Genomic DNA, 24,860 nt, shown 5'->3' on the forward strand with positions numbered 1-24,860 from the left:
CGAATGAGCGAATTGACCGCAACGGCGACTGCAACCGACGAGCTGAAGCTGACCCCGCCCGATCCGGTGCCCGCAGTGTCACCCGAAAAGGCCGCCGGTCTGGTTCCACTGTCGACCGAGCAGAAATCGAAGCTCGAGGAACGCGTCGACGGGTTCATCGACGACCTCGTTGCCCAAGACGTCAATTCGCCCGCGTTCGGGCAAAAGGTTGACCAGATCACGAACATGGGCCGCAAGGAAATGCTGGAGGCGGCGAACCAGTCGAACCGCTTCCTCGATCGCCCGATCAAGGCTATGGACCGCGACACCGATATCGGAATGAACCTGATCGAGCTGCGCAACACCGTCGAGCGGCTCGACCCGTCGGCGAACGGAAAGCTGCTGACCAAGCGCGGCTTTTTCGACAAGATTCTCGGCAACAAGGTCGGCAATTATTTCGCGCAATATCGCAGCGCGCAGACGCATATCGGCGGCATTCTGACCGCCTTGTCGAACGGCAAGGACGAGCTGTTGATGGACAATGCCGCCATCGACGTCGAGCGCCGCAAGCTGTGGGAAGCGATGGGCAAGCTCGAGCAGATGGTTCACATCGCGGGCACCCTCGACGCCAAGCTGGAAGCGAAGGCGACCGAACTCGACGGCGTCGATCCTGCGAAAGCCAAGGTGCTGCGTGAGAATGCGCTTTTCTATGCGCGCCAGCGCACGCAGGACCTGCTGACGCAAATGGCGGTGACGGTGCAGGGTTATCTTGCGCTCGACCTGGTGAAGAAAAACAACGTCGAACTGGTGAAGGGCGTCGACCGCGCGAGCACCACCACCGTCGGCGCTCTCAAGACCGCGATCACCGTTGCGCAGGCGATGACGAACCAGAAGCTGGTGCTCGAACAGATCACCGCGCTCAACACGACGACCGCGAACATCATCGACGGCACGTCGAAAATGCTGAAGGACAACACCGCGCGCATCCACGAACAGGCGGCATCGAGCACAATCCCGATGGAGACGCTCCAGCGCGCGTTCCAGAATATCTATGACACGATGGATGCGATCGACACCTTCAAGCTGAAGGCGCTAGACAGCATGAAGACGACGGTCACGACGCTGGAGGGCGAGGTCGCCAAGTCGAAAGGCTATATCGCGCGCGCCGAGGGCGCGAGCCAGGCGCAGGCAAGCGTCGGCGGCGCCGACAGCCCGCTCGCATCGCTCGAAGGCTAAGGCACATCATGACCATGAGCGAAGTCGACAAGATCCGGATTTCGGCGGCATCGGCGATCGAGCGGTCGCGCGAGCGCCGCCGTCCGATCGGCACCAAGAGCGTCGCGCTGCGCCGCCAGCACCTTTATAAAAAGCTCGGCCGCGTTCTGATCGCGGCGGGTGTCGTGCTGATCGGCGCCGCTGTGTTCGGCGCGCTGATCCAGCCGCTCGGTTTTACGGGTTTGCTCGCATTGTTCATCCTGCTGATCGGCGTCGCGGTGCTGTTCGGTCGCTCGCCCTTTCCCGAGCCCCGCCAGGCAGACCTGCCCAAGGCGGATTTGAAGCAGCTCGCGGGTCGAACCGAAATCTGGCTTGAGGCGCAGCGCCCCGCGCTCCCCGCGCCGGCGCGCCAGCTGGTCGACGGCATCGGCGTCCAGCTCGACCTGCTCGCGCCGCAGCTTCAAACACTCGACGCGCTGAGCCCCGCCGCGGCGAACATCCGCAAGCTCGTCGGCGAAGATTTGCCCGAACTCGTCGCAGGCTATCAGCGTATCCCCGCGGGCCTGCGCACCGAAGCGCATGCCGGCCGCACCCCCGACGAGACCCTCGTCGGTGGCCTGAAAATGCTCGAAAGCGAGATCGGCAACGCCGCGCGCAGCCTTGCTGCGGGCGAACTCGACAAGCTCGCCACGCGCGAACGCTATCTCCAGCTCAAATATCAGGGCATCGACGGCGAGGACGTTCCTCCCGCCTAAGCCTGCCGCCAGCGCTGTGTCCCGAACCAGAGCAGCAGGACGAGCAGCAGGGGCGGCGCAAGGCCCCAATGACCCGCTCCCGCCAGCGGCGCCAGCAAGGGTGCCGACGACATGAGCCACAGCGCCGCGAGCAATGCACCGACCGCCAGCACTTCGAACGCGAAGCTGCGCCAGAAGCGTTGGCGCGCGCGGGCGTAGGCGGCCTGTGCATCGATCGCACTTCCGACCTGCAGCACGAAGCCGCGATCACCGGACCGTTCGGGCGGTGCCAGCATCGCGGCGAGCATCCCATCGACGTCATTTTCGCTCGAAGCCGTCATGCGTCCGCTCCTTCGCCAATCATTTTCTGCGCCTTGGCGCGACCGCGCAAGACCAGAGATTTGAGCGTCCCGAGCGGTACGCCCATGATCTCGGCCGCCTCGCCGTGCGACCAGCCATGGCCGAAGCAGAGGGTAAGCGCCGCCCGCTCCTGCGGCGACAGCGCGGCGAGCAACCGATCGGCGTCGATCGCGGCATCGCTGGCCGGGCGCGGGTCGGACGACGATATGGCATCGTCTCCTGCTGCAAGTCCTTCGCGCCGCCGCGCGGTCCGTCGCTGGTCGAGGAACAGGCGCCAGCCGATCCCCATGATCCACGCCGCATAGCTCCCCTGACCCCGATAATCGCCCGCACGCTGCCACGCGCGGACAAAGGCTTCCTGCGCCAGATCGTCGGCGTCGCATCCGGCGGCGCGGGCAAGAAAAGCGCGCAGCCGCGCCTCGTGCCGCAGCACGAGGAGCTGGAAAGCGGCACGATCTCCTCCCGCGACACGCTGGTTGAGGGCCCAATCTTCATCGGCGCATGCCTCATCACGCAGCTGCGCGCTCCTCGGCAGCAGCGGCGCGCGCGAGGCGGCGGCGGACGAGAAGCGCTACACCGACGAAGGCGGGAAAGAGCGCCGCACCCGCCGAAATGCGGATCAATTCCTCATGGCCCTGGATCAAGCCGAACCCCGCCATCGCCAGCCCGATCGCCAGCAACACCAGCGCATTGCGGTCGTCGCCCCCGCTGGCCGTTTCCTTGTCGCCCTGCCAGCCGATATGCTCATAGGGCTTGTTGAGCTTGTCGATCAGCGGACTGACCGCCTCTGATTTGGCGTCGAGCGCGCGGCGTATCGAGCGATGCAGCATCCACGCGTGGAGCAGCCGCGCGAGCAGGAAAAAGCCGACGACGAGCAACGCGACCATCGTGATCTGTTCGAGCAAACCGAAAAAGCTGTCGCTGACCGCGACCAGTTCGGTGGTCGGCGGCGGCGCGGGCAGAAACGCCGCAATGTCGCGCGGATCGATATAGGCAGCGACGTCGGCCGGGCTGATCGACTGGCCCGCGGTCACCGGCACCGTCACCGTCGCGGGCGGAACCGCAGCGGGTGCAGCCGTTGCGGCGGCGGCGAATATCATCTGGTCCATCGACTCTCTTCTCCTTCATGCCGCTGGGCATGGTGAAACCACAGGCGGCGGCCTCCGGCAAGACGGGGATGATCTGCACCGGGGAGCACATATCAACCGCCGCGCGACGCCGCCGCCCGGACCGGCGCAGCGGCCGATCATGGACTAGACGCCGCCAGGGTGGCCAGTGGATGCAAGGAGGGGAGAATTTTTTGAGCGGCGAGGCCTAAAGCCCTTCGCCGCCCGTCCAGTGTGCGTTGACGAGGCGTCGTGCCAGCGCGCTGACCTGATTGCGGATATCGGGCACAGCGACGACTTCCCACAGGTCGCCGCGCGTCATCGGCCCGATCGCGAGGATATGCTCCGACGAGCGGCCCGACGCATCGACGATATGGCCGTCGCGATCGATGTCGAGCCCAAGGCGCAGCGCGTCGGGACGGATACGCCGCGCACCGAGCAGGCGCTTCACCAGCGGGTCCGACGAGCGCAGCAGATCGCCCTGCGGCCCGGTGCAATTGATCATCCGCGCCGCCCGCGTCGTCACCAGCTCCGCTTCTCCGCGCGGCAGCCACGAAACGGCGAGCGCGTCAGCTTCGACCACGACATTGGCGATCTTGCCCGCGCAAAAATGGAGCTGCCCCGACGCAACAAGCGCTTCGATGCGGTCGGCCACTTCGGGCGCGAGCCGGTGGCGATGCACTTCCCAGAAGGGGCGGAGATGCCGCAGGAACCGGCTGCGCTTGTCGGCGTCGGCCGCCGCCCACATCATCTGGGTGATCGGGCGGATCGAATCGACGACGAGGCGCCAGTCGCGGTCCTTTGCCTCGTCGCGCGCCCAGCACACGAGTTCGGACAGGTCGGGTGCGGGTTTGGCGAGTACCGGTTTCGGCCGCGGCAGGCCGTCGAGATGGCTGTGCGGACGCAGGCCACGGCGCGACAGCGCGGTAATCGGTCCTTCATGCCCGTGCGAAATGAGCCGCAGGATCACGTCGACCGCGGTCAGCCCGGTGCCGACGACGAGCAGTGGCGCCTGCTTGTCGAGCCCGTCCTCGAACGCGCTCGCCCAGGGATCGCCGACATAGCGATGCGACGGCAGGTGCGCGCCTTCGATCGCGGGGGGATCGTGCGGCGGCAGGTTGCCGATCGCGAGCACCGCGCGGTCGGCCTCGATCAACCCGCCGTTGACGAACCCGAGTGTGACCCGCCCGCCCTTTTCCTCGATATCGAGCACTTCGTCGTCGACGAGCTTCAGCCGCCGGCCATATTTTTCCATCGCCTGCCGCAGCGTTTCGCGCAGATATCGGCCATAGGTCGCGCGCGTGACAAACGCCGCCTCGCAGCCAAGCCCGCGCGCCGACAACCATTCGCAGAAATGATCGGGCCGGTCGGCAAAGGCGCTCATATTGCCCGCGCGGACGTTGAGCAGATGCGAGGTTTCGGTGCTGCTGTACGCGACTCCGGCGCCCATGCGGTGCCGGTCGCGTTCGATCAGCAGCACCTCGACATCGGGTTGTTCGAGCAGGTTGATCGCCAGCAAGGTCCCCGAAAAGCCAGCGCCGACGATCGCGACGCGCGTCGCGGTCCGAAAACGCGGACGCGGCGAGCGCAGCTGCGCTTCGATCATCCTCACGGGGTTACCACGTCCCCGGAAACAGTCACACGTTCGACCGCGCGATATTCGGGCCAGTAATCGCCGACGGCATAATGCTGGGTCGACCGATTGTCCCAGATGCCAATCGCATTCGGGGTCCAGCGAAAGCGAACTTGATATTCGGGTACCTTGATCCGGTCGAACAGCAGGCGGAGCAGGCTGTCGCTCTCCTCTTCGCTCACCCCGACAATGCGGCTTGTGAAGGTATAGTTGACGTAGAGGATCTTCTCGCCCGTTTCGGGATGCGAGCGCACGACGGGATGACGCACCGGCGGGAAATCCCGCCCGAGCTGCGCCCTTTTTTCTTCGGTCACCCGGCCGCCGAAGCTGCGCACTATGTCATGCTCGGCCTCAAGCCCTTCGATCCGGTCCTTCACCGGCTGCGGCAAGCCCGCATAGGCGGCGACGGTGTCGGCCCACATCGTATCGCCGCCGAGCGGCGGCGAATGCCGTGCGCGGAGGATCGATGCGATCGACGGCCGTTCGCGGAAGGTCACGTCGGTGTGCCATTTATTATACGCTTGGAAAGGCGCGAGGGTCTCGGCTGTGAGCTGCACCCCCTCGACACCTTCGATCCTGAGAATTTTGGGATAGCCCTCGACCGACGGGATGACCGGATGGCCTTCGAGATCGCCGAACAGGGCGCCCAGCCGGACATGGCTTTCGTGGCTGATTCCTGATCGCGAAAGAAGATGACCTTGAAGCGCAGCCACGCGGCGCGCAGCAGGTCCGCTTCCCCGGAAGAGAGCGGGCGATCGAGATCGAGCCCGCTGATTTCCGCACCGATGGTCGGGGTCGAGGGCGAAATCGACACGCCCAGCGTTCGCGCGGTTTCGAACAGGTCGGGGGTGTGAAGTTGCGTGGCCAATGAGCAGTCCTTTCGGTCGTTCTGATCGGTCGACTCGGATTACGTCCCGGACATGGAAATAACTCAACTGATCCGATTGACAAGACGGAACGCGCCAGACGGTTGCTTATGGCCGATAGGGCACTGCATCGGGAAGGAACGCCGACTTCCTGCGCATAAGCATCCCACGCTGCCGCAAGGTCGGCTTTGCGATCGGGGTGGGCAAGCGACAAGTCTCGCGTTTCACCGGGGTCGCGCACGATATCGAACAGCCGCCAGATGCCGTCGCCGATATCGGTGAGCTTCCAGTCGCCGCGGCGATAGGCGCGCGAGCCGAACAGTTCGGCGCCGACGCCATCATCTGGGCCATAGACGCGCGCTTTGGCATTCCTCAGCCACGCCGCCCACGACCGCCCCGTAATCGGCCGCACCTGGCGTGTGCCGATACGCGTCGCGCTGGCATCGGCGCCTGCGAGGTCGAGCAAGGTCGGCGCGATATCGATGACCGACAGATATTGCGTCTCGGCACCCCGCCGCGCCGCTATGCCCGCGCCGCTGATAAATGCGACCGCCCGTGTGCCGCCCTCGCTCTGATAGCCCTTGGTCAGCCACGACGGCGCGGTCGCCGCCTGTGCCCAGCCCGCGCCATAGGTCAGGTACGACGACGCCGTGCCGCGGTTGGCGAAACTATTGTCGGCATCCTTCAGCGAACTGGCCAGCATCTGCGCGCCGGTGGTTTCAACGTCGAGCGCCTCGGCGCCATTGTCGGCGAGAAAGACGACGACGGTGTTGTCGAGTTGGCCCGAGGCGCGGAGCGAATCGATCACGCGGCCGACATTATGATCGAGCCGGTCTACCATCGCCGCATAGATTTCCATGTTGCGCACGGCGAGCGCTTGCTGATCGGCGGTCAGCGAATCCCAGCTGCCGTCGCGGTTGCGCGGGGTGTGTGCGGCCACGTCGGCGCCGAGGATGCCCAGCTCGCGCTGCCGCGCCAGCCGCCGCTCACGCAATATGTCGAAGCCCGCGTCATAACGCCCCTTATAGCGCGCAATGTCCTCGGCCGGCGCCTGCAGCGGCCAGTGCGGCGCGGTAAAGGCCAGATAGGCGAAGAAGGGCCGTTCTTTCCCCTTCGCCGGCCGCTCTCCGAGAAAGTCGATCAGCCGGGTTGCAAAATAGTCGCTCGAATAAAAGTCGGAGGGCAGCCGCCCGACCGCTTTGCCATTCTCGCGATAAGTCGCAATCCCGCGCGTGCCAGGGATCGCTTCGGGTTTGACGTCGGTGCCATAATGATTGTGCCCACCCTGCAGCAACGCAAAGCTGCGCTCGAACCCGCGCGCATGCGGGTCCTGCTCGGGGGTCAGGCCAAGGTGCCATTTGCCCGACAGCAACGTGCGATAGCCACTGGCCCCCAGCCGTTCGGCGAGCGTCGCGACGTCGCTGCGCAAATAGCCCTCATAGCCCGGCTTGCCTTGCTGGTTCGGCCGGATCAGCTCGGCCATCGTGCCGAGCCCGGCGCGATGATTGTCGGTGCCCGAGAGCAGCATCGAGCGCGTCGGCGAACAGGTCGGGGCCGTATGGAAACCCGCGAGCCGGATGCCGTTCAGCGCGAGTTTGTCGAGGTTAGGCGTGCGGATTTCACCCCCGAACGCGCCAAGGTCCGAATAGCCGAGATCGTCGGCGACGATGACGAGCAGGTTCGGCCGCCGTTCCTTCGCCTGCGCGGGCCCGATCGTCGCCGCCGCACCGATCAGCGCGGCAAAGAGCAGATGGGCGAAACGCGAACCACGGGTCATCGGACGGTCTTTCGAAAACAAAAGGTCGGCGCGCCCGGGCCAATGGAACCGGGACGCGCCGCAGACAGGGCCGGCGCAGTCACAGGAAGGAAGGGGAGAACCACAAGCGCCGGCCGATTTCGTCAGGCGGGTTCGTATTGAACCGCCTTTTCCTTGCGGACAGTGCGGCTGCGGCGTCCGTCGATCGCGACCGGCACCTCGCCCGAAATCGTCGCGCGGCGGAGCGTCCGGCGCTGCAATCCGAAGTCGGCAGTCGCGCGGTGCTGGGTCGACTGATTGTCCCAGATCGCCACGTCGCCTTCGCGCCAGCGCCAGCGAACGACGTTCTCGGGCTTGGTGATATGATCCTGCAGCGTCTGGAACAGCCGTGCCGAATCGGCTGCGTTCAGTCCGACGAACTGCTTGACGAAATGACCGAGCAGCAGGCTGCGCTGGCCGCTGACCGGATGGACGCGGACCACCGGATGCTCGGTCTCGTACACCGTCGAGGCGAAGACGTTGCGATGCTCCTTGATCCGCTTCGCGGCGCTTTCGCCATCGGGCGCCGATTGCAGGATCGACGCATAATCATAGAGATTGGTGTGCGTCGCCCACAGATTGTTCACGAGCTGGCGCAGCACTTCGGGCAAGCCTTCATAAGCGGTTTCGCCATTGGCCCACTGCGTGTCGCCGCCCGCCTCGGGGATCGTCAGCGCGCGCAGGATCGATGCCTTCGGATAGGCGTCGACAAAGGTCACATCGGTGTGCCAGCTCGACGCCGCATAGCCTTCCTTGCTGTCGAGTTCGAGCAGGGTGCGCGAGCCTTCCGCGACCGGCACCGTCGGGTGCGCGACCGGATCGCCGAGCAGCGCGGCGAAATCCTCATGCTCTTGGTCGGTCAGATGCTGCTGATCGCGAAAGAAAAGCACCTTGTGCCGTACGAGCGCGGCCTCGATCGCCTGCACCACCGGCGCGGGCAGGTCACCCGACAGCTCGACGCCATGAACGATGGCGCCGATCGTGCCGGTCACCGGCGTGACGTCGAGGTCGATAGTCTTGTCGCGCGCATTGGCATAGCTGTTGTGAAGGTCCGTCATGTCAGTCTCCTTTGGGGGTTGGACGGCGGGGGTATCCGGCAAGGGCCTCTGCGGGCGGTCGTCGAATGGGGTGGGCGCGTGGGTCACGCGCGGAGGGAGTGGACGCCGCCATCACAGCTTCGTCCGCAAGGTCGCGCCGATCGTGCGCGGTTCGCCGATCAGCGCGGTGACGATGCCGGTGTTCTGCGCCGACAGCGTCTGGAAATAATCCTTGTCGAACAGGTTGCGCGCCCAGATCGACAGGTCGAACAGACCGTCGTCGGTGCGGATGCCGACGCGCGCATTGGCGATGCCGTACGCCGGGACATCGGCATAACGGCTGTCGCTGGACGAGGTATTGAAGGACGAGCGATGCGAATAGTCGGCATGGCCGTAAAGCGACAGGTCGCGCCCGCCGAGATTGCCGAGCGGCGCCGACACATCGCCGCCGAGCGTGTAGGTGAGCTTGGGAACGCCGGGCAATTGCTCGCCGGTCAGGTCCTGAATCGCGCTGATATTGAGCCGTTCGGGCGCCTGCGGCGCGTTGGGATAGTCGCTGTAGGTCGTATCGGCATAGGCAACCGAGGCATAAAAGCTCGCACGCTGTGAAGGCGCGAAGGCCAGATCACCCTCGACGCCGCGCGAGCGAACGCCCGGAATATTGGCGATATATTGGCGAACGTTGACCGAATTCTGCACCTGCTCGGTGATCGCGGTCTGATAGTCGCGGATTTCGGTCCAATAGCCCGCAACGTTCAGAGTCACCTTGTCATCGAGCCACTGCGACTTGATGCCGAGTTCATAGCTGTCGACCTTTTCCGGCGCGACCGCGGCGACATCCTCCGGTCGCAATCCGGCCGGCAGGTTGGTCAGGTTGAGCCCGCCCGACTTGTTGCCACGCGAATAGGTCGCATAGGCGAGCGCATCTTCGCTGAACTGCCACGACAGCGTTGCGAGTCCCGACAGGCTGTTGTCGCTGAAGCCCGTCGAGTAGTTGGTGACCGGATTGAACTGCGTGCGAATCCCTGCCGCCTGCGCCGCCAGTCCGGCGGGCAGCGTCGACAGGTCGATCCCCGAAACATGGATCTGGGTGAACGAACCGCTCTTCTTTTCGTGCGTGTAGCGCAGCCCTCCGGTCAGCGTCAGCCGGTCGGTGAATTTCCAGTCGAGCTGGCCGAATAAGGCATAGCTTTTGGTGCGCGGGTCCGACGTCGAATTTGCCTCGAAACCGGTGAGCGCGGCATCCCACGCGGCGAGCGGGATCGGCGACGTCGCGGGGCGGTTCCACAGCCCGGCCGCCGGGCCATAAGCGCTGGCGCCCTTGCCGCGAATGACTTGCCAGAAATAATAGGCGCCGACGACATAGTCGATCGGCCCGTCGCTATCCGATGCGAGTCGGAGTTCCTGGCTGAACTGACGCTGGCGGTTCGCCTGCTGGGCCTTGGTCACAATCGGCAGCGAGGTCGACGCCGTCGTTGGCGGGATTCCAGTCCCACCAGCGATAGGCGGTGATCGAAGTCAGCTTGGCCGCGCCGACGTCCCAGTCGACTTGGCTCGACACGCCATAACCATCCATGTTCGACTGATAATGGCTGTCGGCCTCGCCGCGCCGGGCGAAGGGATCAATCGTCGGGAAGCTGTACCCCGGGAAACGCGCCGCACGCTCGGCAAAGCTGTTCGGGATCGCCGCGCCATTGTCATAGGTGCCGAAATAGTCGGCAAAGACATTGAGAACATGGTTCTGCTTCTGGCGCGAAAAATCGCCGATAATCCGTACTTCGAGATCGACGCTCGGGGTGAACAGCAGCTGCCCGCGCACGCTCCAGTTCGAATAATCCTGCGCGCGTTCGTTCTGCGTGTCATTGTAGAGGAAGCCGCGGCGTTCGGTCACCGAACCGCTGACGCGCACCGCGAGCAGGTCGTCGATCAGCGCGCCCGATGCCGATCCGCGCAGCTGGTAATATCCATAGTCACCGACGCTTGCCTCGCCCGAAAATTCAGGGTCGAAGCTCGGCTTGCGCGAGGTGATGTTGATCGCCCCTGATGTGGTGTTCTTGCCGAACAAAGTCCCCTGCGGCCCGCGCAGCACTTCGATCTGCTGCAGGTCGACCAGGTCGAACTGCGACTGGCCGGGGCGCCCGTAATAGACATTGTCGACATAGAATCCGACGCCGTTTTCCAGCCCGTCGTTCGTGAGCGCGACATTGCTGCCGAGGCCGCGGATGTTGATATTGGTGTTGCGCGGGTTGAAGCTGAACACCTGCAGGCTGGGCACAATCTGCTGAATCTGGGTCAGCGAGTAGTTGCCCGTCGCCTCGAGTTGCGACGCACCAACGACCGACAGTGCGATCGGCACATCCTGCGCGCTTTCGTCGCGGCGGCGCGCCGACACAATGATTTCGGTGCCGTCATAGGATGCCGCGGAGGCTGCCGCCACGGCAGCACCAGCCGCTTCTTCTTCGACCCCGGCGCCGTCAGCCGCGGCGGTTTCGGTTTCAGCAGCGGTCGCAGGAACGGCGGGCAGTAACAGTGCCGCGCCGAGCAAAAGCTTCAGGCGATGATCGGGACAGAAACGCTTCATTATATCGGGTCCCCGGGCGGTGCTCCCGCCCCCTTTTTGATGTGATGAATGGTGGCGCGGTGCGCCGCGCCGGATCGGGCAGTCGCGAGCTCCGCCCCCCACAGCGCCCGGGCGGCGCTGCGCAGGGACGCAGGATAGCGAGCCAGATCCGACAGGTCGGATTGGGTCAGCAAAGGCATGGATACCCCCCGCGCCGGCGCTCGGGTGCCGGACGTCAGACCGCAAACGTCTCGCGTGAGGAGGCGCGGCTGGAGATGCTGGAAGGCCGCAATACGGAGCGGGGCGCGGTCGGTCCGCTACCCCGCGCGAATACACGCGGCGACGATCTAGTTGATGGTGTTACACATACGCATCGCAATACCCCTTCTGGGGGAACGCAATGCCTGGCGATGTCGCCCGAGCATCACGCGCTTTAGCTGTTGGTAACGCGGAGCAAGCTGCTTCCCGGTCAAAAGCCGCGGGTCGAAGGAGGAGAGCCCGTCATTCGTCTCGACCAGTCCCGAATGACAATGTCTACTTAATCGATTGATTTTTGTTTCGTCAACGATCGCGGCCGCTTTCTGCGACGAAGAAAATCTTTCGGCGGACGAGCCGAGGCTTATTCGCCGATGATAAAGCCATGGGAAATGGCGTTTTAGTTTGGCGCAAATGCCGGTTCGTATCGACCCTGCCGGTCAGAACCGCTTGATCGAAAGCACCTCGAAGGTCTGGCGCAGCGTCTCGGTCGACCGGTCGTAATCGCCGAGTGCAAGCGCCGCGATCAACGCGTCGACGACGCAAAGCTGAGCGATCCGGCTCGTCATAGCTTCGGTGCGAAAGCGCGTCTCGCGCGCCATGGTGAACAGAACGACGTCGGCAAAAGCCTGGATCGGCGAGCGCGCGAAATTGGTGATGACGATCGTGCGCGCGCCCGCCTCCCTCGCCAGCCGCGTCGCCGCAACCGTCTCGTGCGTTGCGCCGCTGTGCGAAATCGTCAGCACCGCGACGTCGGGGTCGCAGCGCGACGCGCTGATCGCCTGGATATGGCTGTCGGTCACGACGCGCGCGTCGAGCCCGATGCGCAGCATCCGGTAATGCGTGTCCTCTGCGATCGGCGCCGACGAACCGATGCCATAGATTTCGACGCGCTTCGCGGTGTGGATCGCACCCACTGCGCGCGTCAGCGCCTGCGGGTCGAGCACCGAGAGCGAGTCGCGCAGCGCCTGGATTCCCGAATGAAAGACCTTGCGGCAGATCGTGTCCATATCGTCGTCGCGCGCGACATCCTCGTGGATGAACTGCACCGACTGCACCGTCTCGCGTGCGAGGCTCAGCTTCAGATGCTGGAATCCCGACAGGCCGATACCGCGGCAAAAATTGACGACGCTGCCTTCGCTGACCCCGACCGCCTCGGCGAGTTCGGTGATCGACATCCGGACGATCTCTTCGGGCTGTGCAAGGATATGATCGGCGATGCGCTGAGCGCCCTTGGCCATATTGCCATGAGCAATTCTCATTCGTTCGAGCGCATTTTCGACCGGTCCCCGATCGGCCGCGGCTTGCTCGCCGCCGTTTACATCGTCCATTTCGCGCAATTCTCCGACTGTTTCCGCTGCCCGTGCCGGCGGGATAGGCACAGTAGCCGAGAATGCGCTCATCCGAAAGTGCGATTTCCTCATTTAATTATAAATTTATAAATGAGCATATTTCACTCAACTGTCACACGCCCGCCGTAGCGGAGGCCTCGCAAATTGCCGCGGTGCAACATCGAGTCGTCAACCGGCCGATCCCTGCCCCGCCAATGTGACCGGGATCCTTCAAAAGGGGCATTATCGTGCAGAACGCTTCCAATTTTCGTACGGCCATTTGTCTTGGCCTGTTGCTGTCCGCCAGCGCGCTTCCGTCGGTCGCCTATGCGGCCGTCGAAGAGGCGGCCGCCGATAGCGCCGACGCGGGCTCGGGTGCCGGCGACGAAATCATCGTCAACGGCACCGCGACGGTCGAGGCGACGCCGCTCGCCGCAGCGGCGGTCGAATATGGCAACGCCGTCCAGATCATCAGCTCCGAGGAGATCGCCGCGACGGGGGCGACAAACTTCGCCGAAATCGCGCAATTCCTGATCAAGGGTGCCAACATCGGCTATTCGCCCGACGAAGGCGAATATACGATCCGCCTCGACGGCGGCAGCGACCGCGACACGCTCGTCGTGCTCGATGGCGTCCCGCTCTACGACCGCGGACCGGCGCTCGAGGATATCTGGGGTACGACGACGATCGACCCGCACATGATCGAGCGCGCCGAAGTGTTCCGCGGCGGCAATAGCCTGTTCTTCGGCAGCAACGGCGGCATCGGCGTGATCAGCCTCGTCACCAAGCGCCCCGACGGCACGAGCAAGTTCGAACTCGGCGCACAATATGGCGCGTTCAACACGCGCGAAATCTGGGGCAACGCCAGCTTCCCGATCGATTCCGAAGGACGCCACAGCCTGATGGTCTATGGCGGCACGATCCAGACCGACGGCCCGCGCATCTTTGCCCCCGAATCCTATGTCGACAATGTCGCGAAAGCCGGCGGCATCCAGGATTATCCGCTCAACCGCAGCAATATCGGCGTGAAATATCTGTGGAAGGTCGACGACAAGAGCGAGTTCCGGGTGAACGGCCAATATACCCAGATCGAATTCCACGACCCTTTCCCCGACGCCGAAACCTATTCGCCGAACCGCGTCCGCTATCCGATCGTCGACTTCTCGCTCGACCGCCGCTGGTCGGACAATCTCTACACCGAGATTGCTGGCTATTGGAGCAATCCGCGGCTGAACAACACCGAGACTTTCGCCGAAATCTGCAAGACGGCTGCGGGCTGTCCCGATCCGACGACGGGCAAGATCATCCGCTTCGGCGATGCGACAGGCAAGTCGATCCCCTTCCCCAACAAAGGTTTCGGCAAGGATTCGAAGGTCGGCGGTTTCCGCGAAATGGGGCTCAACGTGCGCAACACGCTGTCGCTCCCCAATATCCTCGAAGTCGTCGCAGGCGTGCAGGTCGTGTCGTACAAGAATGACTCCGACCCCGTCTTCCCGATCTCGAACAAGGCGAACACGATCACCGGCGTCTATGCCGATTTCCGCCCGGTGATCCCGTTCAGCCCCGATACCAAGCTCTCGCTCGCGCTGCGCACCGACTTCGCCGACAGCTTCGGGTCGCGCACGATCTGGAAATTCGGCTTCCGCCAGCCGATCGGCGCCTTCTATATTCGCGGCAACGGCGGCACCTCGTACAGCCTGCCGCGCACCAACGAACTGTTCGCCGAGAGCCCGACCTTGATCGGCAATCCCGACCTCAAGACCGAGGAGACCGAGACCTATAATGGCGGCGTCGGTTTCTCGAAGGATTTCGGCAACATCCAGGTGAATGCCGAAGTCGGGGCGTTCCGAACAGACGTCACCAACCGCATCCAGACCACCTCGGGCCTCACCCCCAACACCTATTTCAACAACGACCGGATCACCGAGATTCGCGGGCTGACCGCCGAACTCGACGTGCGCGTCGGCAAGGGCTTCTCGTTCAATATCAACTATACCAAACAGAAAGCGCGCCTCGACGGCAGCAAGCTCCAGATCAACGAGACCCCCGAATATATGATCGGCGGCAATCTTCGCTGGACCAGCCCCGACGACCGCTTCTCGGTCACGCTCTTTCCGCGCTATCAGGGACCCGAATATGCGACCGGCGGCGTGAACAGTTCGCTGCGCCACAATTTCGGCAATTATTTCCTGATGAACGGGTCGATCGGCTACCGCCTCGGCGACGAGCGCCAGCACCACATCCAGCTGCGCGTCGTCAACATCTTCGACCAGAAATATGCCGAACGCTATGGCTATGGCAACATGCGCTACAGCTCGGCCTTCATCCGCGGCGAGATCGCGCTCAACAGCCCCGAATATTTCTATGGCTATGAGTTCGAGGGCAAGCCGCGCGCCGTCTATATCTCCTTCGCGACCAAATTCTGACCGGCGCGGGTCCGAGGAAGCCGGTTCATGGCGCTGTCACAGCCCCGTCGTAATTGCCCACCGTTTCTCGGGTCGACGGAGATTGTGTATGCAGCGGTGGATCATTGCGGGCGTACTGGCGGCGCTATGCGTCGCCAGCGCGGCCTGGCTGGCTGTGCCCCCGCGGCCGGCCCAGCCGCCACCGCTACGCGTGTTGCTGATCCCCGCCGACGGCGGCACCGAGACCGGAACCCTCGCCGACTATCGGCCGATCTTCGACGCCGTCGCGCGCAACACCGGGCTGCGCTTCGACCTGAAGGTCGCGCAATCCTACGGCGGGGTCGTTGAGGCGATGTGCAACAATGCCGCCGATATCGCCTTTGTCGGATCGGTCACCTATCTTCAGGCGCAAAAACGCGGCTGCGCCGAACTGCTCGCCGTCGCGGTCAAAGGGGGCCGCTCGGTCTATTATTCGGGATTGTTCGTCCGCGCCGAATCGCCCGTCCGGTCGATCGGCGATCTTCGCGGCCGGCGCGTCGCTTTCGGCGATATCAATTCGACCTCGGCCTTCGTCTTCCCGGTCGCGATGTTCCTCGACGCCGGGATCGATCCCGCGCGCGACCTGTCGGCGGTGCGCATGACGGGCACCCATGCCAACAGCCTCGCCGCGCTGGTCAATGGCGAGGTCGATGCCGCTGCGCTATCCTTCGACAGCTATGACAAGGCGGTGCGCGCCAATGTGCCCGGCGCGCGCACGCTTCGCGTGATCGCGCGCAGCGAGCCGATCCCCTATCCGCCGCTGATCGCGAATAGGCGTCTCACGCCCGCGCTGCGCGACCGGCTGCGGCGCGCTTTCGAGAAGATCGACCGCACCCCCGGCGTCACTCCCGAGATGATCCGCGGCTATGGCGGGGCGCGGGTCGATGGCTATGTCGGCCATGTTCCCGCCGGGCATTTCGACCCCGCCGCGCGCAAGATGGCGCAAGTCACCCCGGCGATGAAGGACGAGATTCTGCGCAAGTCGGCCGAAAGGCAGCCGCGATGATCGACATCGGCATCGCAGATCTGTGGGTCCGCCATGTCGGCGGCGCCCACGCGCTCGCCGATGTGACGCTCTACATTCCCGCGGGACAGTTCTGCGCGGTGCTGGGGGCATCGGGCGCGGGAAAATCGACCCTGCTGCGCGCGATCGGCGGGCTTATCGCGCCCGGCGACGGCCGCACCCTCTTCGACGGCGCACCGGCGAACCATGCGCTGCGGCGCCGCATCGGCCTGGTCCCGCAGGACTTCGCCCTCAGCGGACGGGCCAGCGTCGCACGCAATGTCATGGCGGTCGCCGATATCGGCATCGCCCGATCTTTCGCCGGCCTGTATCCACCGGCCGACCGCGCGCGCTGCGCGCATTTGCTCGCCGGCCTCGGGCTCGATGAAAGCCATCTCGCGCGCCGCGTCGACAGCCTCTCGGGCGGCCAGCAACAGCGCGTCGCGATCGCGCGCGCGCTGCTCCATCGTCCCGCGGTCATCCTCGCCGACGAACCCGTCGCCAGCCTCGACCCGGCAACCGGCGCGGCGGCGCTGGGACTGATCCGCGACGAGGCGCAGAGCCTCGGCGCCACCGTCGTCTGCAGCCTGCATCAGCCCGAACTCGCGCGCCGCTTCGCCGATCGTATCGTCATCCTCGATGCCGGGCGCATCGTCTTCGACGGCACGCCGGCGATGCTCTGCGGCAACGGCATCGCGCCACGCATCCGGGCGGTGGCGCAATGAACGCCGATCTCCCTTGGCGCTTCCCCGTCTTGCTCGACGCGCGCGCCGTCGCGCTGCTCGCCGCCGCGCTGCTGTTGCTCTGGTACACCGGACAACGCGTCGAGATCGGCCGGATGCTAACGCTCAGCGGCGAGGCGGTGCTGGCGCAGGCGGGGCTGGCCGACCGGTCGCAGGTCGCCGACGGGCTCGGCTCGACGCTGGCAGAGCTCGTTCCGATCCAGCTGGCGTCGCGGCGCGAGGTCAGCCGCATCGAGGGTTTCGACCCCGATCGCTTGCCACCCTTTGCGCATATCGAAACCGCCCGGACGCGCATTTCCGAACTCGACCCCGAAACGCTGCGCCGCGAAGACCGGATCGTGCGCACCGTCTGGCTCGTGGAACCGTTCGGCTATCTCTTCCACGTCGCGGCCAAGATGCTCGAGACGCTCGAGATCGCGCTTTGGGGCAGCGTGATCGCGGTGCTGATCGGGCTGCCGCTTGCGCTGCTCGGCGCGCGCAACGTCACCCCGCATCGCGCGTTGCGAACAGGCTCGCGCGCCGCATCGGCCTTCCTTCGCGCCATCCCCGAACTCATCGCCGCGCTGTTCCTCGTCATCGCCTTCGGCTTCGGGCCGATTGCCGGGGTGCTCGCGCTCGGCCTGCATTCGGCCGGCTTTCTCGGCAAATTCTACGCCGACGAAATCGAGGACGCCGACCCGCGCCCGCAGCAGGCGCTCGCGGCGATGGGCGCCGGGCGCCTGACCATCTGGGGCAGCGCGATCGTGCCGCAGGTACTGCCACAGCATATTGCCTGCACGCTCTATACCTTCGACCGCAACGTCCGCATGGGGTCGGTGATCGGCCTCGTCGGCGCGGGCGGCATCGGACAGGAACTCAAGGGCCGCTTCGATCTCTATGAATATGGCCATGTCGGCACGATTCTGATCGCCATCTTCCTCGTCATCCTGACGCTCGACCTCGTCGCTTCGCGCGCGCGGCAGGCGTGGCGATAATGTCCCCATTTTCCTTGAACCGGAGTAATTTGGATGAGCAATTCGAGACGTGATTTCCTCAAGGTGGCCGGTGTCGCCGGCTCCGCGGCCGCCTTTCACGCCAGCATCGGCCGCGCGCTCGCCATCCCCGCAAAGCGTACGACGGGGACGATCAAGGACGTCCGCCACATCGTCATCCTGATGCAGGAGAATCGCTCGTTCGACCATTATTTCGGGACGATGAAGGGCGTGCGCGGCTTCGGCGATCGCCACCCGATCCCGCTCGCGGGTGACAAGACTGTCTGGTTTCAGAGCAACGGCGCACGCGACCTGCCGCCCTTTCACCTCGACACAGCGCGCACCAACGGGCTGAAGGTGCCCGGCACGCCGCACAGCTTCTCCGACGCGCAGGCGGCGTGGAATCAGGGCAAGTTCGGCCTGTGGCCCAAGTTCAAAACCGACTATTCGATGGGCTATTACAAGCGCGAGGATATCCCCTTCCAGTTCGCGCTCGCCGAGGCGTTCACCATCTGCGACGCCTATCATTGCTCGATCACCACCGGCACCGATCCGAATCGTATCGTCTTCTGGTCGGGGTCCAATTTCGACCCGCAAGTCGCCGCCACCGGGACCAATTGCCGCGACGACAAGTCCGAACCCAATAATTTGCGCTGCTGGATCAAAGGCGCGCTGCCCGAACCCGGCTATACCTATGCCGGCAACGCGCTCGAATGGGCGACGATTCCCGAAGTGCTCGAGGCCGCAGGGGTCGACTGGCGCATCTATCAGGACCCCAACGATAATTGGACCGGCGCGATGCACGGCGGCCTCGCCTTCAAGGGCTTTCGCGACGCGAAGCCGGGTTCGCCGATCTATGAGCGCGGGATGGCGCATCATTCGCTCGAAAAGCTGGCCGAGGATGCGAAAAACGGGACGCTGCCCGCCGTGTCGTGGGTGTTGCCGCCCAAACAATGGTCCGAGCATCCCTCGGCCTCGACCCCGATCGAGGGCGCCGAATTCACCGCACGCGTGCTCGACGCGCTGACCGCCAATCCCGACACCTGGGCGGGCACCGTTTTCTTCCAGACCTTCGACGAGAATGATGGGCTGTTCGACCATTCCCCGCCCGCCGCCCCGCCCTCCTACAACGCCGACGGCACGCTAGCAGGGAAGGCGACGCTCGCGCTGCCCGGCCATTATTTCGACGATCATGAGGATAAATATCTGTCGCGCGACGACAATATCTCGGGAACGACGCGCCCCTTTGGCCTCGGCCCGCGCGTGCCGATGTATGTCGTCTCGCCGTGGAGCAAGGGCGGCTGGGTCAGCAGCGAAGTCTTCGACCACAGCTCGGTCGGCCAGTTCCTCGAACAGCGCTTCGGCGTAACCATCCCCGCGATCAGCCCCTGGCACCGTTCGGTGTGCGGCAACATGACCTCCTGCTTCGACTTCTCGAAGGGCGCCGACGCAGCCTTTCCCGACCTGCCCGATGTCAGCGGTTCGACCGCAATCCTCGATACGCATCTGCAGCGGCCGAAAGCGCTGCCGCCGCGCGCACCGCAGGAATTGTTCCAGGAGAAAGGCATCCGCCGCTCGCGCGCGCTGCCCTATGTGCTCCATGTCGACGCCCGCATCGACGCGGACGGCAAAGCGCTCATGCTCGATTTCATCAACGAAGGCGCGGCGGGCGCGGTGTTCCACGTCTATGACAAAAACGACCTCGACCGCATCCCGCGCCGCTATACGGTCGAAGCGGGAAAGCGAATCGATGATCATTGGGTTGTCGGCACCGACGGCACCTTCGACCTTTGGGTTCTCGGCCCCAATGGCTTTCACCGCGCCTTCCGCGGCACGCTCGCCGACGCTGCGCGCGCGCCGACGATGACCGCGCGCTATAATGTCAGACGACGCGCCCTCGCGTTCGCTTTCGTCAACGACGGCGGCGAGGCGCAGCAGGCAAAAATCCTCCGCGACGCCTATGCTCCGTCGGCCGGCCAGACCGTGACGATCGCGAGCCGCGGCAAGGCGGTCGAAGCTTGGCCGACCCCGGACAATCACGACTGGTACGACGTCACCGTCGCGCTGCCGGGCATGGAAGTCCGTCTGGCCGGGCGCATCGAACGCGGCGCACACGGAATCAGCGACCCGCTCACCGCGGGTTAGGAAAAGCCGATGCCGGGCGCGCAATCGGGCCGCCCGGCGTGACGCGGACGTTTCGACGACTGAAGATGGAGTGGAATGCTCTGGATGCCCCGCGAGGGATATAACTTTCCGTCCAAACTCATCCAAACTGGTGCCAAATGCCTAGAAAAACCGTGGAATTTTAGAGGCTTTCTGATACCATGCAATTCCATCGAAACCCCTTCTAGCCGACCCAAAATGAGGGAGGAAATGAGGGAGGAGATTCGGGGTCATTGGTAGAGAATGTATGGCCGGCCTAACCGCCAAGTTTGTTCAGAGCGCAAAACAGGGTCGTCATTGTGACGGCAAGGGTCTCTATTTGCTTGTCGGTAGGACCGGCTGTCGGTCCTGGATCCTGCGCGTGCAGGTGCGAGGCAAGCGCCGTGATATCGGCCTTGGCGGCGTCCTCTCCACCACCTTTGCAATGCCATCGAAGGTCGGTGACGATGTACCGCTCGAGGGTCGAACGCACTTGACGCTCGCCGAAGCGCGCGAGCTTTCCATCAGGCTGAGAAATGCGGCCAAGGCCGGCAAAGATCCGGCCGCGGAGCTCAAGCGCGATCCTAAGCTCGCCCCAACATTTAAGGAGGCGGTTACGGCCGTCCATTCAGCACAATCGCACGGGTGGGGTGACAAGGAAGCGAAAGCGTTCCTCTCCTCTCTCAAGAACCATGCCTATGCATCGCTCGGGAACAAACGCGTGGATGCGATCACGGCCGACGACGTCGCCACGGCCCTTGAGCCCATTTGGCAGGCTAAGCCGGCGATGGCGAAGAAGGTCCGCCGCCGCGTCTGTGTGGTGCTGGATTACGCCTCGGCGAAGGGCTGGCGCGCGAATGCGGCGCCTCGCGAGCAGGTCCGCGCCCTGACCGGCAAAGCCAAAAAGGGCGGCAACTTCCCCGCAATGCCCTATGAGGACGTGCCAGCCTATTGGATGCAAGTTGTTAGCGCGCGCGAAACCATTGGCCGGCTCGCGCTCCTGTTTCTTATAGCGACGGGTGCTCGTTCCGTAGAAGTGCGCGAAGCCAGATGGCGACACGTCGACGTTGAGCGCGCCGAATGGGGGCGGCCCGCGGAACTGATGCGAAAATCCGAGCAGGCGCATGTCGTCACGCTCAATGAGCCCGCGCTTGCCATTCTCGGGAAGATCACGCTGCTGCGGCCCGGAAGAGGACCCGATGACCTCATCTTTGCTAACCGCAAGGGGGGGATGATCAGCGACATGACAATCTCCAAGGTCATGCGCGATGAAGAACTACCGTATGTGCCGCACGGCTTTCGCACGAGTCTGCGGACTTGGGCGGCCGAGAAGCAGCCCTTCATTCCAGAACCAGTGGCGGAATCTGCTCTGTCCCATGTCATCCCCGACGCCGTGATCAAAGCCTACAACCGGGCGACCTTTCTCGAGATGCGGCGGAAACTTTTGGCTCAATGGGGTGCCTATCTGACCGGCGGGCAGTGGAGTGCGATCCTTCCGGAGGATCTCATCGCGCAAGCCGCCTAGGCGGCGTCGCTTGCATGGTAGCCAAGAGGGTCCGAAATCCATTTTTCTACTTCGGACTGATACCAACCCGTCGCCTGTATCCCGATACGTCGCTGGCGTGGGAATGATCCGTTCGCAACCATGCGGTAGACGGTAGACCTGGAAAGACCCGTCCGCGCTAGAACGGTCTTCAGCCTTATGATCCTCTCATCTTGCATCATCGCCAGCGCCGCCCGACGTGGCAATTTGGATGACGTACGTACGGTTGGATCGACTCTGTGCCCATTCTGGCTCCTTCCAAGTCTCGGACCATGAGTCCGTCTCGCCCTAGGAAGGAGCGCACCGGCTGCAGATTTCAACAACAATTTTCGCTGGTCGCAGGATAGAGTGCAACGACAGGTGATAGCGTAACCGATCCGCTCGCGGGCCTCTCCAGTTCCGCTTCGCCCACCTGCGGCCAGCACTGCGATGGCGGCGCTAATGCACCACTCGGCGGGGATCAGTTGCTTCATTTGATCGCCCGCCCCCCGTCATAGGCAATATCGCTCAGCAACCCCCGGACCGACAGCGTCGGTGCCGTGATATTCTCGCAGATTTTTAGCAATTCTTTGTTGGTTTCGGCACTCAGCTCTTTTAGCTGCACCCATGCCTTCCGGGGCTCGTGGCTGGTGGTTCGCCCATCGTTATTTCCTACTTCGTAATCCGACTGCCGATTCAAGGGCTTCTACGTATTTCGCCAAGGAGGAGCCTGCTGCAATTTGGTCGGGTCAACTGGAAGGAACGGCTATGGCTTATGAGGTTCCCGACGATTCGAAGATGTCCTCCGCAGGTCTCTTGTGGACCGCATGGCTTCAGGCTTGGCGGTTACCCGCTGTGCTCACGACGCTCTGGTGGAATACAGCCGAAATGCTCTGGCTGCCGACGCATGTCTCCTATGGCCACGGGGACCATGACCAGCTCCCAATACCCGAGCCGCTCGACATGGAGGCTGCGCCCGCCCTGTTCGCATGAGCCTGCCCTTGCATATTTGCATCTGCGGCGGCGTGACCGATCCGGAAATCTGTCGATGAGCGGGGCTCCTGCGAAGCCGGCGGACGTCCTCATCCCGCAGGTTCTGCGGCGATGATCCGGGAGTTGCTGCTCGCGACGATGATGGTGACCATAACCGTGCTCATTCACGGCGCGGGCCTGATTCTGCTGGCGCGACTCCTTCGTCTCGAGGCGCATCAGGAAGCCGGCGGTCATATGCACCCTGCGTCCTGGCGCGGTCTCGTCGCAACGCTGTTCGCAATCCTTGCGCTCATCGGCCTGCACGGGGTGGAAATCTGGGTCTATGCGCTGACGTTCCTCGCCATCGGCGCGATCGACGGCCTGCGCGAGGCGGTATATTTCTCGACGATCACCTATGGCGCCATCGGCTACAACGACGATGTGATGGCGAAGCCATGGCGGCTCGTATCGGCGATCGAGGGGATCAACGGTATCATCATGATCGGCTGGTCGACAGCCTTTTTGATCCGCATTGTCGGCCTCTTGCGCCGGCTCTGAAGCGGCCGGCGGCGGACGCATCCCCGCCGCCCTAATGCCAGAAGCGCTTCAGATCGAAGAATTGTCCGTGCGCCACCTCTGCCGCCTTGCGGAGCTTCTTTTTCCGATGTTCCGCCGTCAACCGCGACGCCTCGGGATCGCCTTCGACACCGAGTTTTTCGAAGACAAGCGCTGCCGTCACGAGATCGTTGAGAGCGCCAAGTTGATCCTGCAATGTTTCCAGCGACGCAATGAACGCTTCATAGCGCCGCCGGTCCCGCTTTCGGACGAACAGATTTGCCAAGAACTCGGCCGCATATCGCAGCTTTTTCGCCGCCTTGCGCGCCGTATGCCGGCTGGCGTCGTCGATGTCGGCGAGATGGCTTCCGCGCTTCTTTGCGCGGCGATGGAAACGGTCAAGCGCCGCCACTGCGAACGCACGCGCCGGCAGATCGCCATCCGCCGCGTCAGGCGAATCCGAACAGCCATGGCGCGCGATCGCCTCGGTCAGGTCAAACATCAATGCGCGGGTTCGGGGCATCGCCAACACTTCGCCAACGCGGCGATACGCGGCGTCGCGTGCCAAAGCGACGCGGTCGTGCAGCGGACCGGGGCGGGTTCGTGCCAGCAGAACGTCAAGATTGCGCGTCTCCCCCAGTTCGGAGGTCAACCAGCGGAGGTCCGCGACAAGGGCCGCACGCGGTTCTCCGATGATCGGTCGGAAGATCGAAAATGCCGATCGCAGCCGGCGGAGCGCTACACGCGCCTGATGAAGAGCTTCGGCGCCCCCGTCGGCCAAAAGCAGCGCCTCGTTGAGACGGAACTGCCGGATGCAGCTCTGCGCCACGATCCCGAATGCCCGCGCCGATGTCACGCCGTCCGCGAGCAGGACGGGCTCTGCCTTGAACATCGTGGGCGCCGGGCCGGTCAGCCGATAGCCGCGTTCCGCCTTGGTCAGGACGCCAAGGCGAACCGGAGCTGCGGCGCCGAGCTTGCGCGCCAATGCGAACAGTGCGTCAGCCCGTCCCGATTTCAGTTCCAGCTCGATTTCGCAGACCGGGGACTGGCGATCGCCGACAACGACTGCGCCCCGATCGAGGACCGCTTCGATCGTGGCATCGCCCTCCGCGATCATCCAGCTGCGCCGATCGATCCGGACTTCGAAAATAGGTGCGATGGAGTCGACACAGCTGCCGAGAGCATCCGGCAGCGGCGAAACCGCATCCAGAACCGGGATATCGTTCCGGACCGGGCGCTCGCGTTCCGATCGGGTGAACAGGCCGGCGGTGCTCGTGCCAGCCGCCTTGATCGTCTGCACCCGCTTGCTTCCCGATTTGCGGATGCGAAGCGAAATCCCCGCGCTTGCCAGCCTATGGTCGGGCGTATCGTAATAGATCGAGGATTGCCGGGCTCGACCGGACTCACCCGTCAACAGTCCCGAAGCTTCAATGGCAGCGGCGGCTTTCTCGCTCAGCTCCAGCTTCAATTCGATTTCGTCCGTCATGAGCACCTTCCGCAAGGGTTCGGTTCGAATAACCGGACGATCGCCTAGAGGATCGCGAATTACAGGGCGTTGATGTAGCGCAGATGCGCGGATCAGCATATCATCGTCACGCCGGATCCCAAACCGCGCGGGGGGCCTTGCGGACGACGCG

At 64.1% G+C, this 24,860-nt stretch carries 22 protein-coding genes and 1 pseudogene; 10 read left to right on the top strand and 13 right to left on the bottom strand.

The annotated features are described in order from the left end of the window. Nucleotides 1-3 precede the first annotated feature (3 nt). Nucleotides 4-1,215, top strand: coding sequence for a toxic anion resistance protein (locus AC3A43_RS18120; RefSeq protein WP_487793965.1), 1,212 nt, complete (start codon nucleotides 4-6; stop codon nucleotides 1,213-1,215). 8 nt (nucleotides 1,216-1,223) lie between these two features. Beyond that, entirely contained in the window at nucleotides 1,224-1,949 is a 726-nt protein-coding gene (locus tag AC3A43_RS18125) for a hypothetical protein (RefSeq protein ID WP_487793966.1), read from the top strand. On the opposite strand, the gene AC3A43_RS18130 is transcribed toward AC3A43_RS18125, so the two are convergent. The 10 genes and pseudogenes from AC3A43_RS18130 to AC3A43_RS18175 form a co-directional block, all read right to left on the bottom strand. Further along, nucleotides 1,946-2,269, bottom strand: coding sequence for a hypothetical protein (locus AC3A43_RS18130; protein WP_487793967.1), 324 nt, complete (start codon nucleotides 2,267-2,269; stop codon nucleotides 1,946-1,948). The two genes, AC3A43_RS18125 and AC3A43_RS18130, sit on opposite strands and share 4 nt — an antisense overlap. Next, nucleotides 2,266-2,826 (bottom strand): RNA polymerase sigma factor, encoded by a 561-nt coding sequence (locus AC3A43_RS18135; protein ID WP_487794293.1) that lies wholly within the window; start codon nucleotides 2,824-2,826, stop codon nucleotides 2,266-2,268. The genes AC3A43_RS18130 and AC3A43_RS18135 overlap by 4 nt, the downstream gene beginning before the upstream one ends. Next, complete coding sequence (locus tag AC3A43_RS18140; RefSeq protein ID WP_487793968.1) at nucleotides 2,798-3,397, bottom strand: hypothetical protein; 600 nt, start codon at nucleotides 3,395-3,397, stop codon at nucleotides 2,798-2,800. Before AC3A43_RS18140 ends, AC3A43_RS18135 begins: the two co-directional genes overlap by 29 nt. Nucleotides 3,398-3,602: 205 nt before the next feature. After that, nucleotides 3,603-5,000: an FAD/NAD(P)-binding protein gene (locus AC3A43_RS18145; protein WP_487794294.1), complete on the bottom strand. Its 1,398-nt coding sequence runs from the start codon at nucleotides 4,998-5,000 to the stop codon at nucleotides 3,603-3,605. Between the two features lie 2 nt (nucleotides 5,001-5,002). Then, nucleotides 5,003-5,644: pseudogene (locus AC3A43_RS18150) on the bottom strand (TauD/TfdA dioxygenase family protein); the annotation flags it as partial. After that, a complete protein-coding gene (locus AC3A43_RS18155) occupies nucleotides 5,541-7,670 on the bottom strand; it encodes an arylsulfatase (RefSeq protein ID WP_487793969.1) in 2,130 nt (709 codons plus the stop codon). The gene AC3A43_RS18155 and the pseudogene AC3A43_RS18150, both read right to left, overlap by 104 nt. A 122-nt stretch (nucleotides 7,671-7,792) precedes the next feature. Beyond that, nucleotides 7,793-8,746: a TauD/TfdA dioxygenase family protein gene (locus AC3A43_RS18160; RefSeq protein ID WP_487793970.1), complete on the bottom strand. Its 954-nt coding sequence runs from the start codon at nucleotides 8,744-8,746 to the stop codon at nucleotides 7,793-7,795. Between the two features lie 111 nt (nucleotides 8,747-8,857). Further along, nucleotides 8,858-10,174 carry a TonB-dependent receptor gene (locus AC3A43_RS18165; protein WP_487793971.1) on the bottom strand — a complete coding sequence of 439 codons (1,317 nt, stop codon included), beginning with the start codon at nucleotides 10,172-10,174 and terminating at the stop codon, nucleotides 8,858-8,860. After that, the gene (locus AC3A43_RS18170; protein ID WP_487793972.1) at nucleotides 10,107-11,306 is read right to left on the bottom strand and encodes a TonB-dependent receptor; all 1,200 of its coding nucleotides are present in this window, start codon (nucleotides 11,304-11,306) and stop codon (nucleotides 10,107-10,109) included. Before AC3A43_RS18170 ends, AC3A43_RS18165 begins: the two co-directional genes overlap by 68 nt. Before the next feature lie 674 nt (nucleotides 11,307-11,980). Next, entirely contained in the window at nucleotides 11,981-12,871 is an 891-nt protein-coding gene (locus AC3A43_RS18175) for a MurR/RpiR family transcriptional regulator (protein ID WP_487793973.1), read from the bottom strand. Between the two features lie 248 nt (nucleotides 12,872-13,119). On the opposite strand from AC3A43_RS18175, the gene AC3A43_RS18180 reads away from it, so the two are divergent. From AC3A43_RS18180 to AC3A43_RS18205, 6 genes are all read left to right on the top strand, one after another. Continuing rightward, nucleotides 13,120-15,297, top strand: a complete 2,178-nt coding sequence (locus AC3A43_RS18180) for a TonB-dependent receptor plug domain-containing protein (RefSeq protein ID WP_487793974.1) — start codon at nucleotides 13,120-13,122, stop codon at nucleotides 15,295-15,297. 88 nt (nucleotides 15,298-15,385) lie between these two features. Beyond that, nucleotides 15,386-16,321 (top strand): phosphate/phosphite/phosphonate ABC transporter substrate-binding protein, encoded by a 936-nt coding sequence (locus tag AC3A43_RS18185; protein WP_487793975.1) that lies wholly within the window; start codon nucleotides 15,386-15,388, stop codon nucleotides 16,319-16,321. Further along, the gene (locus tag AC3A43_RS18190; RefSeq protein WP_487793976.1) at nucleotides 16,318-17,043 is read left to right on the top strand and encodes a phosphonate ABC transporter ATP-binding protein; all 726 of its coding nucleotides are present in this window, start codon (nucleotides 16,318-16,320) and stop codon (nucleotides 17,041-17,043) included. The genes AC3A43_RS18185 and AC3A43_RS18190 overlap by 4 nt, the downstream gene beginning before the upstream one ends. After that, nucleotides 17,040-18,035: a phosphonate ABC transporter, permease protein PhnE gene (phnE, locus tag AC3A43_RS18195; protein ID WP_487793977.1), complete on the top strand. Its 996-nt coding sequence runs from the start codon at nucleotides 17,040-17,042 to the stop codon at nucleotides 18,033-18,035. Before AC3A43_RS18190 ends, phnE begins: the two co-directional genes overlap by 4 nt. Nucleotides 18,036-18,068: 33 nt before the next feature. Then, nucleotides 18,069-20,177: a phosphocholine-specific phospholipase C gene (locus AC3A43_RS18200; RefSeq protein WP_487793978.1), complete on the top strand. Its 2,109-nt coding sequence runs from the start codon at nucleotides 18,069-18,071 to the stop codon at nucleotides 20,175-20,177. A 265-nt stretch (nucleotides 20,178-20,442) separates the two neighbouring features. Then, the gene (locus AC3A43_RS18205; protein ID WP_487793979.1) at nucleotides 20,443-21,699 is read left to right on the top strand and encodes a tyrosine-type recombinase/integrase; all 1,257 of its coding nucleotides are present in this window, start codon (nucleotides 20,443-20,445) and stop codon (nucleotides 21,697-21,699) included. On the opposite strand, the gene AC3A43_RS18210 is transcribed toward AC3A43_RS18205, so the two are convergent. Together AC3A43_RS18210 and AC3A43_RS18215 are read right to left on the bottom strand one after the other, a co-directional pair. Then, nucleotides 21,696-22,190 carry a helix-turn-helix transcriptional regulator gene (locus AC3A43_RS18210; protein WP_487793980.1) on the bottom strand — a complete coding sequence of 165 codons (495 nt, stop codon included), beginning with the start codon at nucleotides 22,188-22,190 and terminating at the stop codon, nucleotides 21,696-21,698. The two genes, AC3A43_RS18205 and AC3A43_RS18210, sit on opposite strands and share 4 nt — an antisense overlap. Continuing rightward, nucleotides 22,187-22,396 (bottom strand): hypothetical protein, encoded by a 210-nt coding sequence (locus AC3A43_RS18215; protein WP_487793981.1) that lies wholly within the window; start codon nucleotides 22,394-22,396, stop codon nucleotides 22,187-22,189. The genes AC3A43_RS18210 and AC3A43_RS18215 overlap by 4 nt, the downstream gene beginning before the upstream one ends. A 68-nt stretch (nucleotides 22,397-22,464) precedes the next feature. On the opposite strand from AC3A43_RS18215, the gene AC3A43_RS18220 reads away from it, so the two are divergent. Beyond that, nucleotides 22,465-22,689 (top strand): hypothetical protein, encoded by a 225-nt coding sequence (locus AC3A43_RS18220; protein WP_487793982.1) that lies wholly within the window; start codon nucleotides 22,465-22,467, stop codon nucleotides 22,687-22,689. Nucleotides 22,690-22,800: 111 nt separating this feature from the next. Then, a complete protein-coding gene (locus AC3A43_RS18225; RefSeq protein WP_487793983.1) occupies nucleotides 22,801-23,226 on the top strand; it encodes an ion channel in 426 nt (141 codons plus the stop codon). A gap of 31 nt (nucleotides 23,227-23,257) precedes the next feature. Here AC3A43_RS18225 and AC3A43_RS18230 read toward each other — a convergent pair whose 3' ends face one another. Then, nucleotides 23,258-24,709 carry a CYTH and CHAD domain-containing protein gene (locus tag AC3A43_RS18230; protein WP_487793984.1) on the bottom strand — a complete coding sequence of 484 codons (1,452 nt, stop codon included), beginning with the start codon at nucleotides 24,707-24,709 and terminating at the stop codon, nucleotides 23,258-23,260. Between the last annotated feature and the right edge of the window lie 151 nt (nucleotides 24,710-24,860).

Source organism: Sphingopyxis sp. Soil_C_28, assembly GCF_057657055.1.

Excerpts from the sequence above, each read along its gene's own strand:
- AC3A43_RS18120 (WP_487793965.1), top strand. The coding sequence starts at position 4 with ATGAGCGAATTGACCGCAACGGCGACTGCAACCGACGAGCTGAAGCTG.
- AC3A43_RS18125 (WP_487793966.1), top strand. The coding sequence starts at position 1,224 with ATGACCATGAGCGAAGTCGACAAGATCCGGATTTCGGCGGCATCGGCG.
- AC3A43_RS18130 (WP_487793967.1), bottom strand. The coding sequence starts at position 2,269 with ATGACGGCTTCGAGCGAAAATGACGTCGATGGGATGCTCGCCGCGATG.
- AC3A43_RS18140 (WP_487793968.1), bottom strand. The coding sequence starts at position 3,397 with ATGGACCAGATGATATTCGCCGCCGCCGCAACGGCTGCACCCGCTGCG.
- AC3A43_RS18145 (WP_487794294.1), bottom strand. The coding sequence starts at position 5,000 with ATGATCGAAGCGCAGCTGCGCTCGCCGCGTCCGCGTTTTCGGACCGCG.
- AC3A43_RS18155 (WP_487793969.1), bottom strand. The coding sequence starts at position 7,670 with ATGACCCGTGGTTCGCGTTTCGCCCATCTGCTCTTTGCCGCGCTGATC.
- AC3A43_RS18160 (WP_487793970.1), bottom strand. The coding sequence starts at position 8,746 with ATGACGGACCTTCACAACAGCTATGCCAATGCGCGCGACAAGACTATC.
- AC3A43_RS18170 (WP_487793972.1), bottom strand. The coding sequence starts at position 11,306 with ATGAAGCGTTTCTGTCCCGATCATCGCCTGAAGCTTTTGCTCGGCGCG.
- AC3A43_RS18175 (WP_487793973.1), bottom strand. The coding sequence starts at position 12,871 with ATGGACGATGTAAACGGCGGCGAGCAAGCCGCGGCCGATCGGGGACCG.
- AC3A43_RS18185 (WP_487793975.1), top strand. The coding sequence starts at position 15,386 with ATGCAGCGGTGGATCATTGCGGGCGTACTGGCGGCGCTATGCGTCGCC.
- AC3A43_RS18190 (WP_487793976.1), top strand. The coding sequence starts at position 16,318 with ATGATCGACATCGGCATCGCAGATCTGTGGGTCCGCCATGTCGGCGGC.
- phnE (WP_487793977.1), top strand. The coding sequence starts at position 17,040 with ATGAACGCCGATCTCCCTTGGCGCTTCCCCGTCTTGCTCGACGCGCGC.
- AC3A43_RS18200 (WP_487793978.1), top strand. The coding sequence starts at position 18,069 with ATGAGCAATTCGAGACGTGATTTCCTCAAGGTGGCCGGTGTCGCCGGC.
- AC3A43_RS18205 (WP_487793979.1), top strand. The coding sequence starts at position 20,443 with ATGGCCGGCCTAACCGCCAAGTTTGTTCAGAGCGCAAAACAGGGTCGT.
- AC3A43_RS18210 (WP_487793980.1), bottom strand. The coding sequence starts at position 22,190 with ATGAAGCAACTGATCCCCGCCGAGTGGTGCATTAGCGCCGCCATCGCA.
- AC3A43_RS18220 (WP_487793982.1), top strand. The coding sequence starts at position 22,465 with ATGGCTTATGAGGTTCCCGACGATTCGAAGATGTCCTCCGCAGGTCTC.
- AC3A43_RS18225 (WP_487793983.1), top strand. The coding sequence starts at position 22,801 with ATGATCCGGGAGTTGCTGCTCGCGACGATGATGGTGACCATAACCGTG.
- AC3A43_RS18230 (WP_487793984.1), bottom strand. The coding sequence starts at position 24,709 with ATGACGGACGAAATCGAATTGAAGCTGGAGCTGAGCGAGAAAGCCGCC.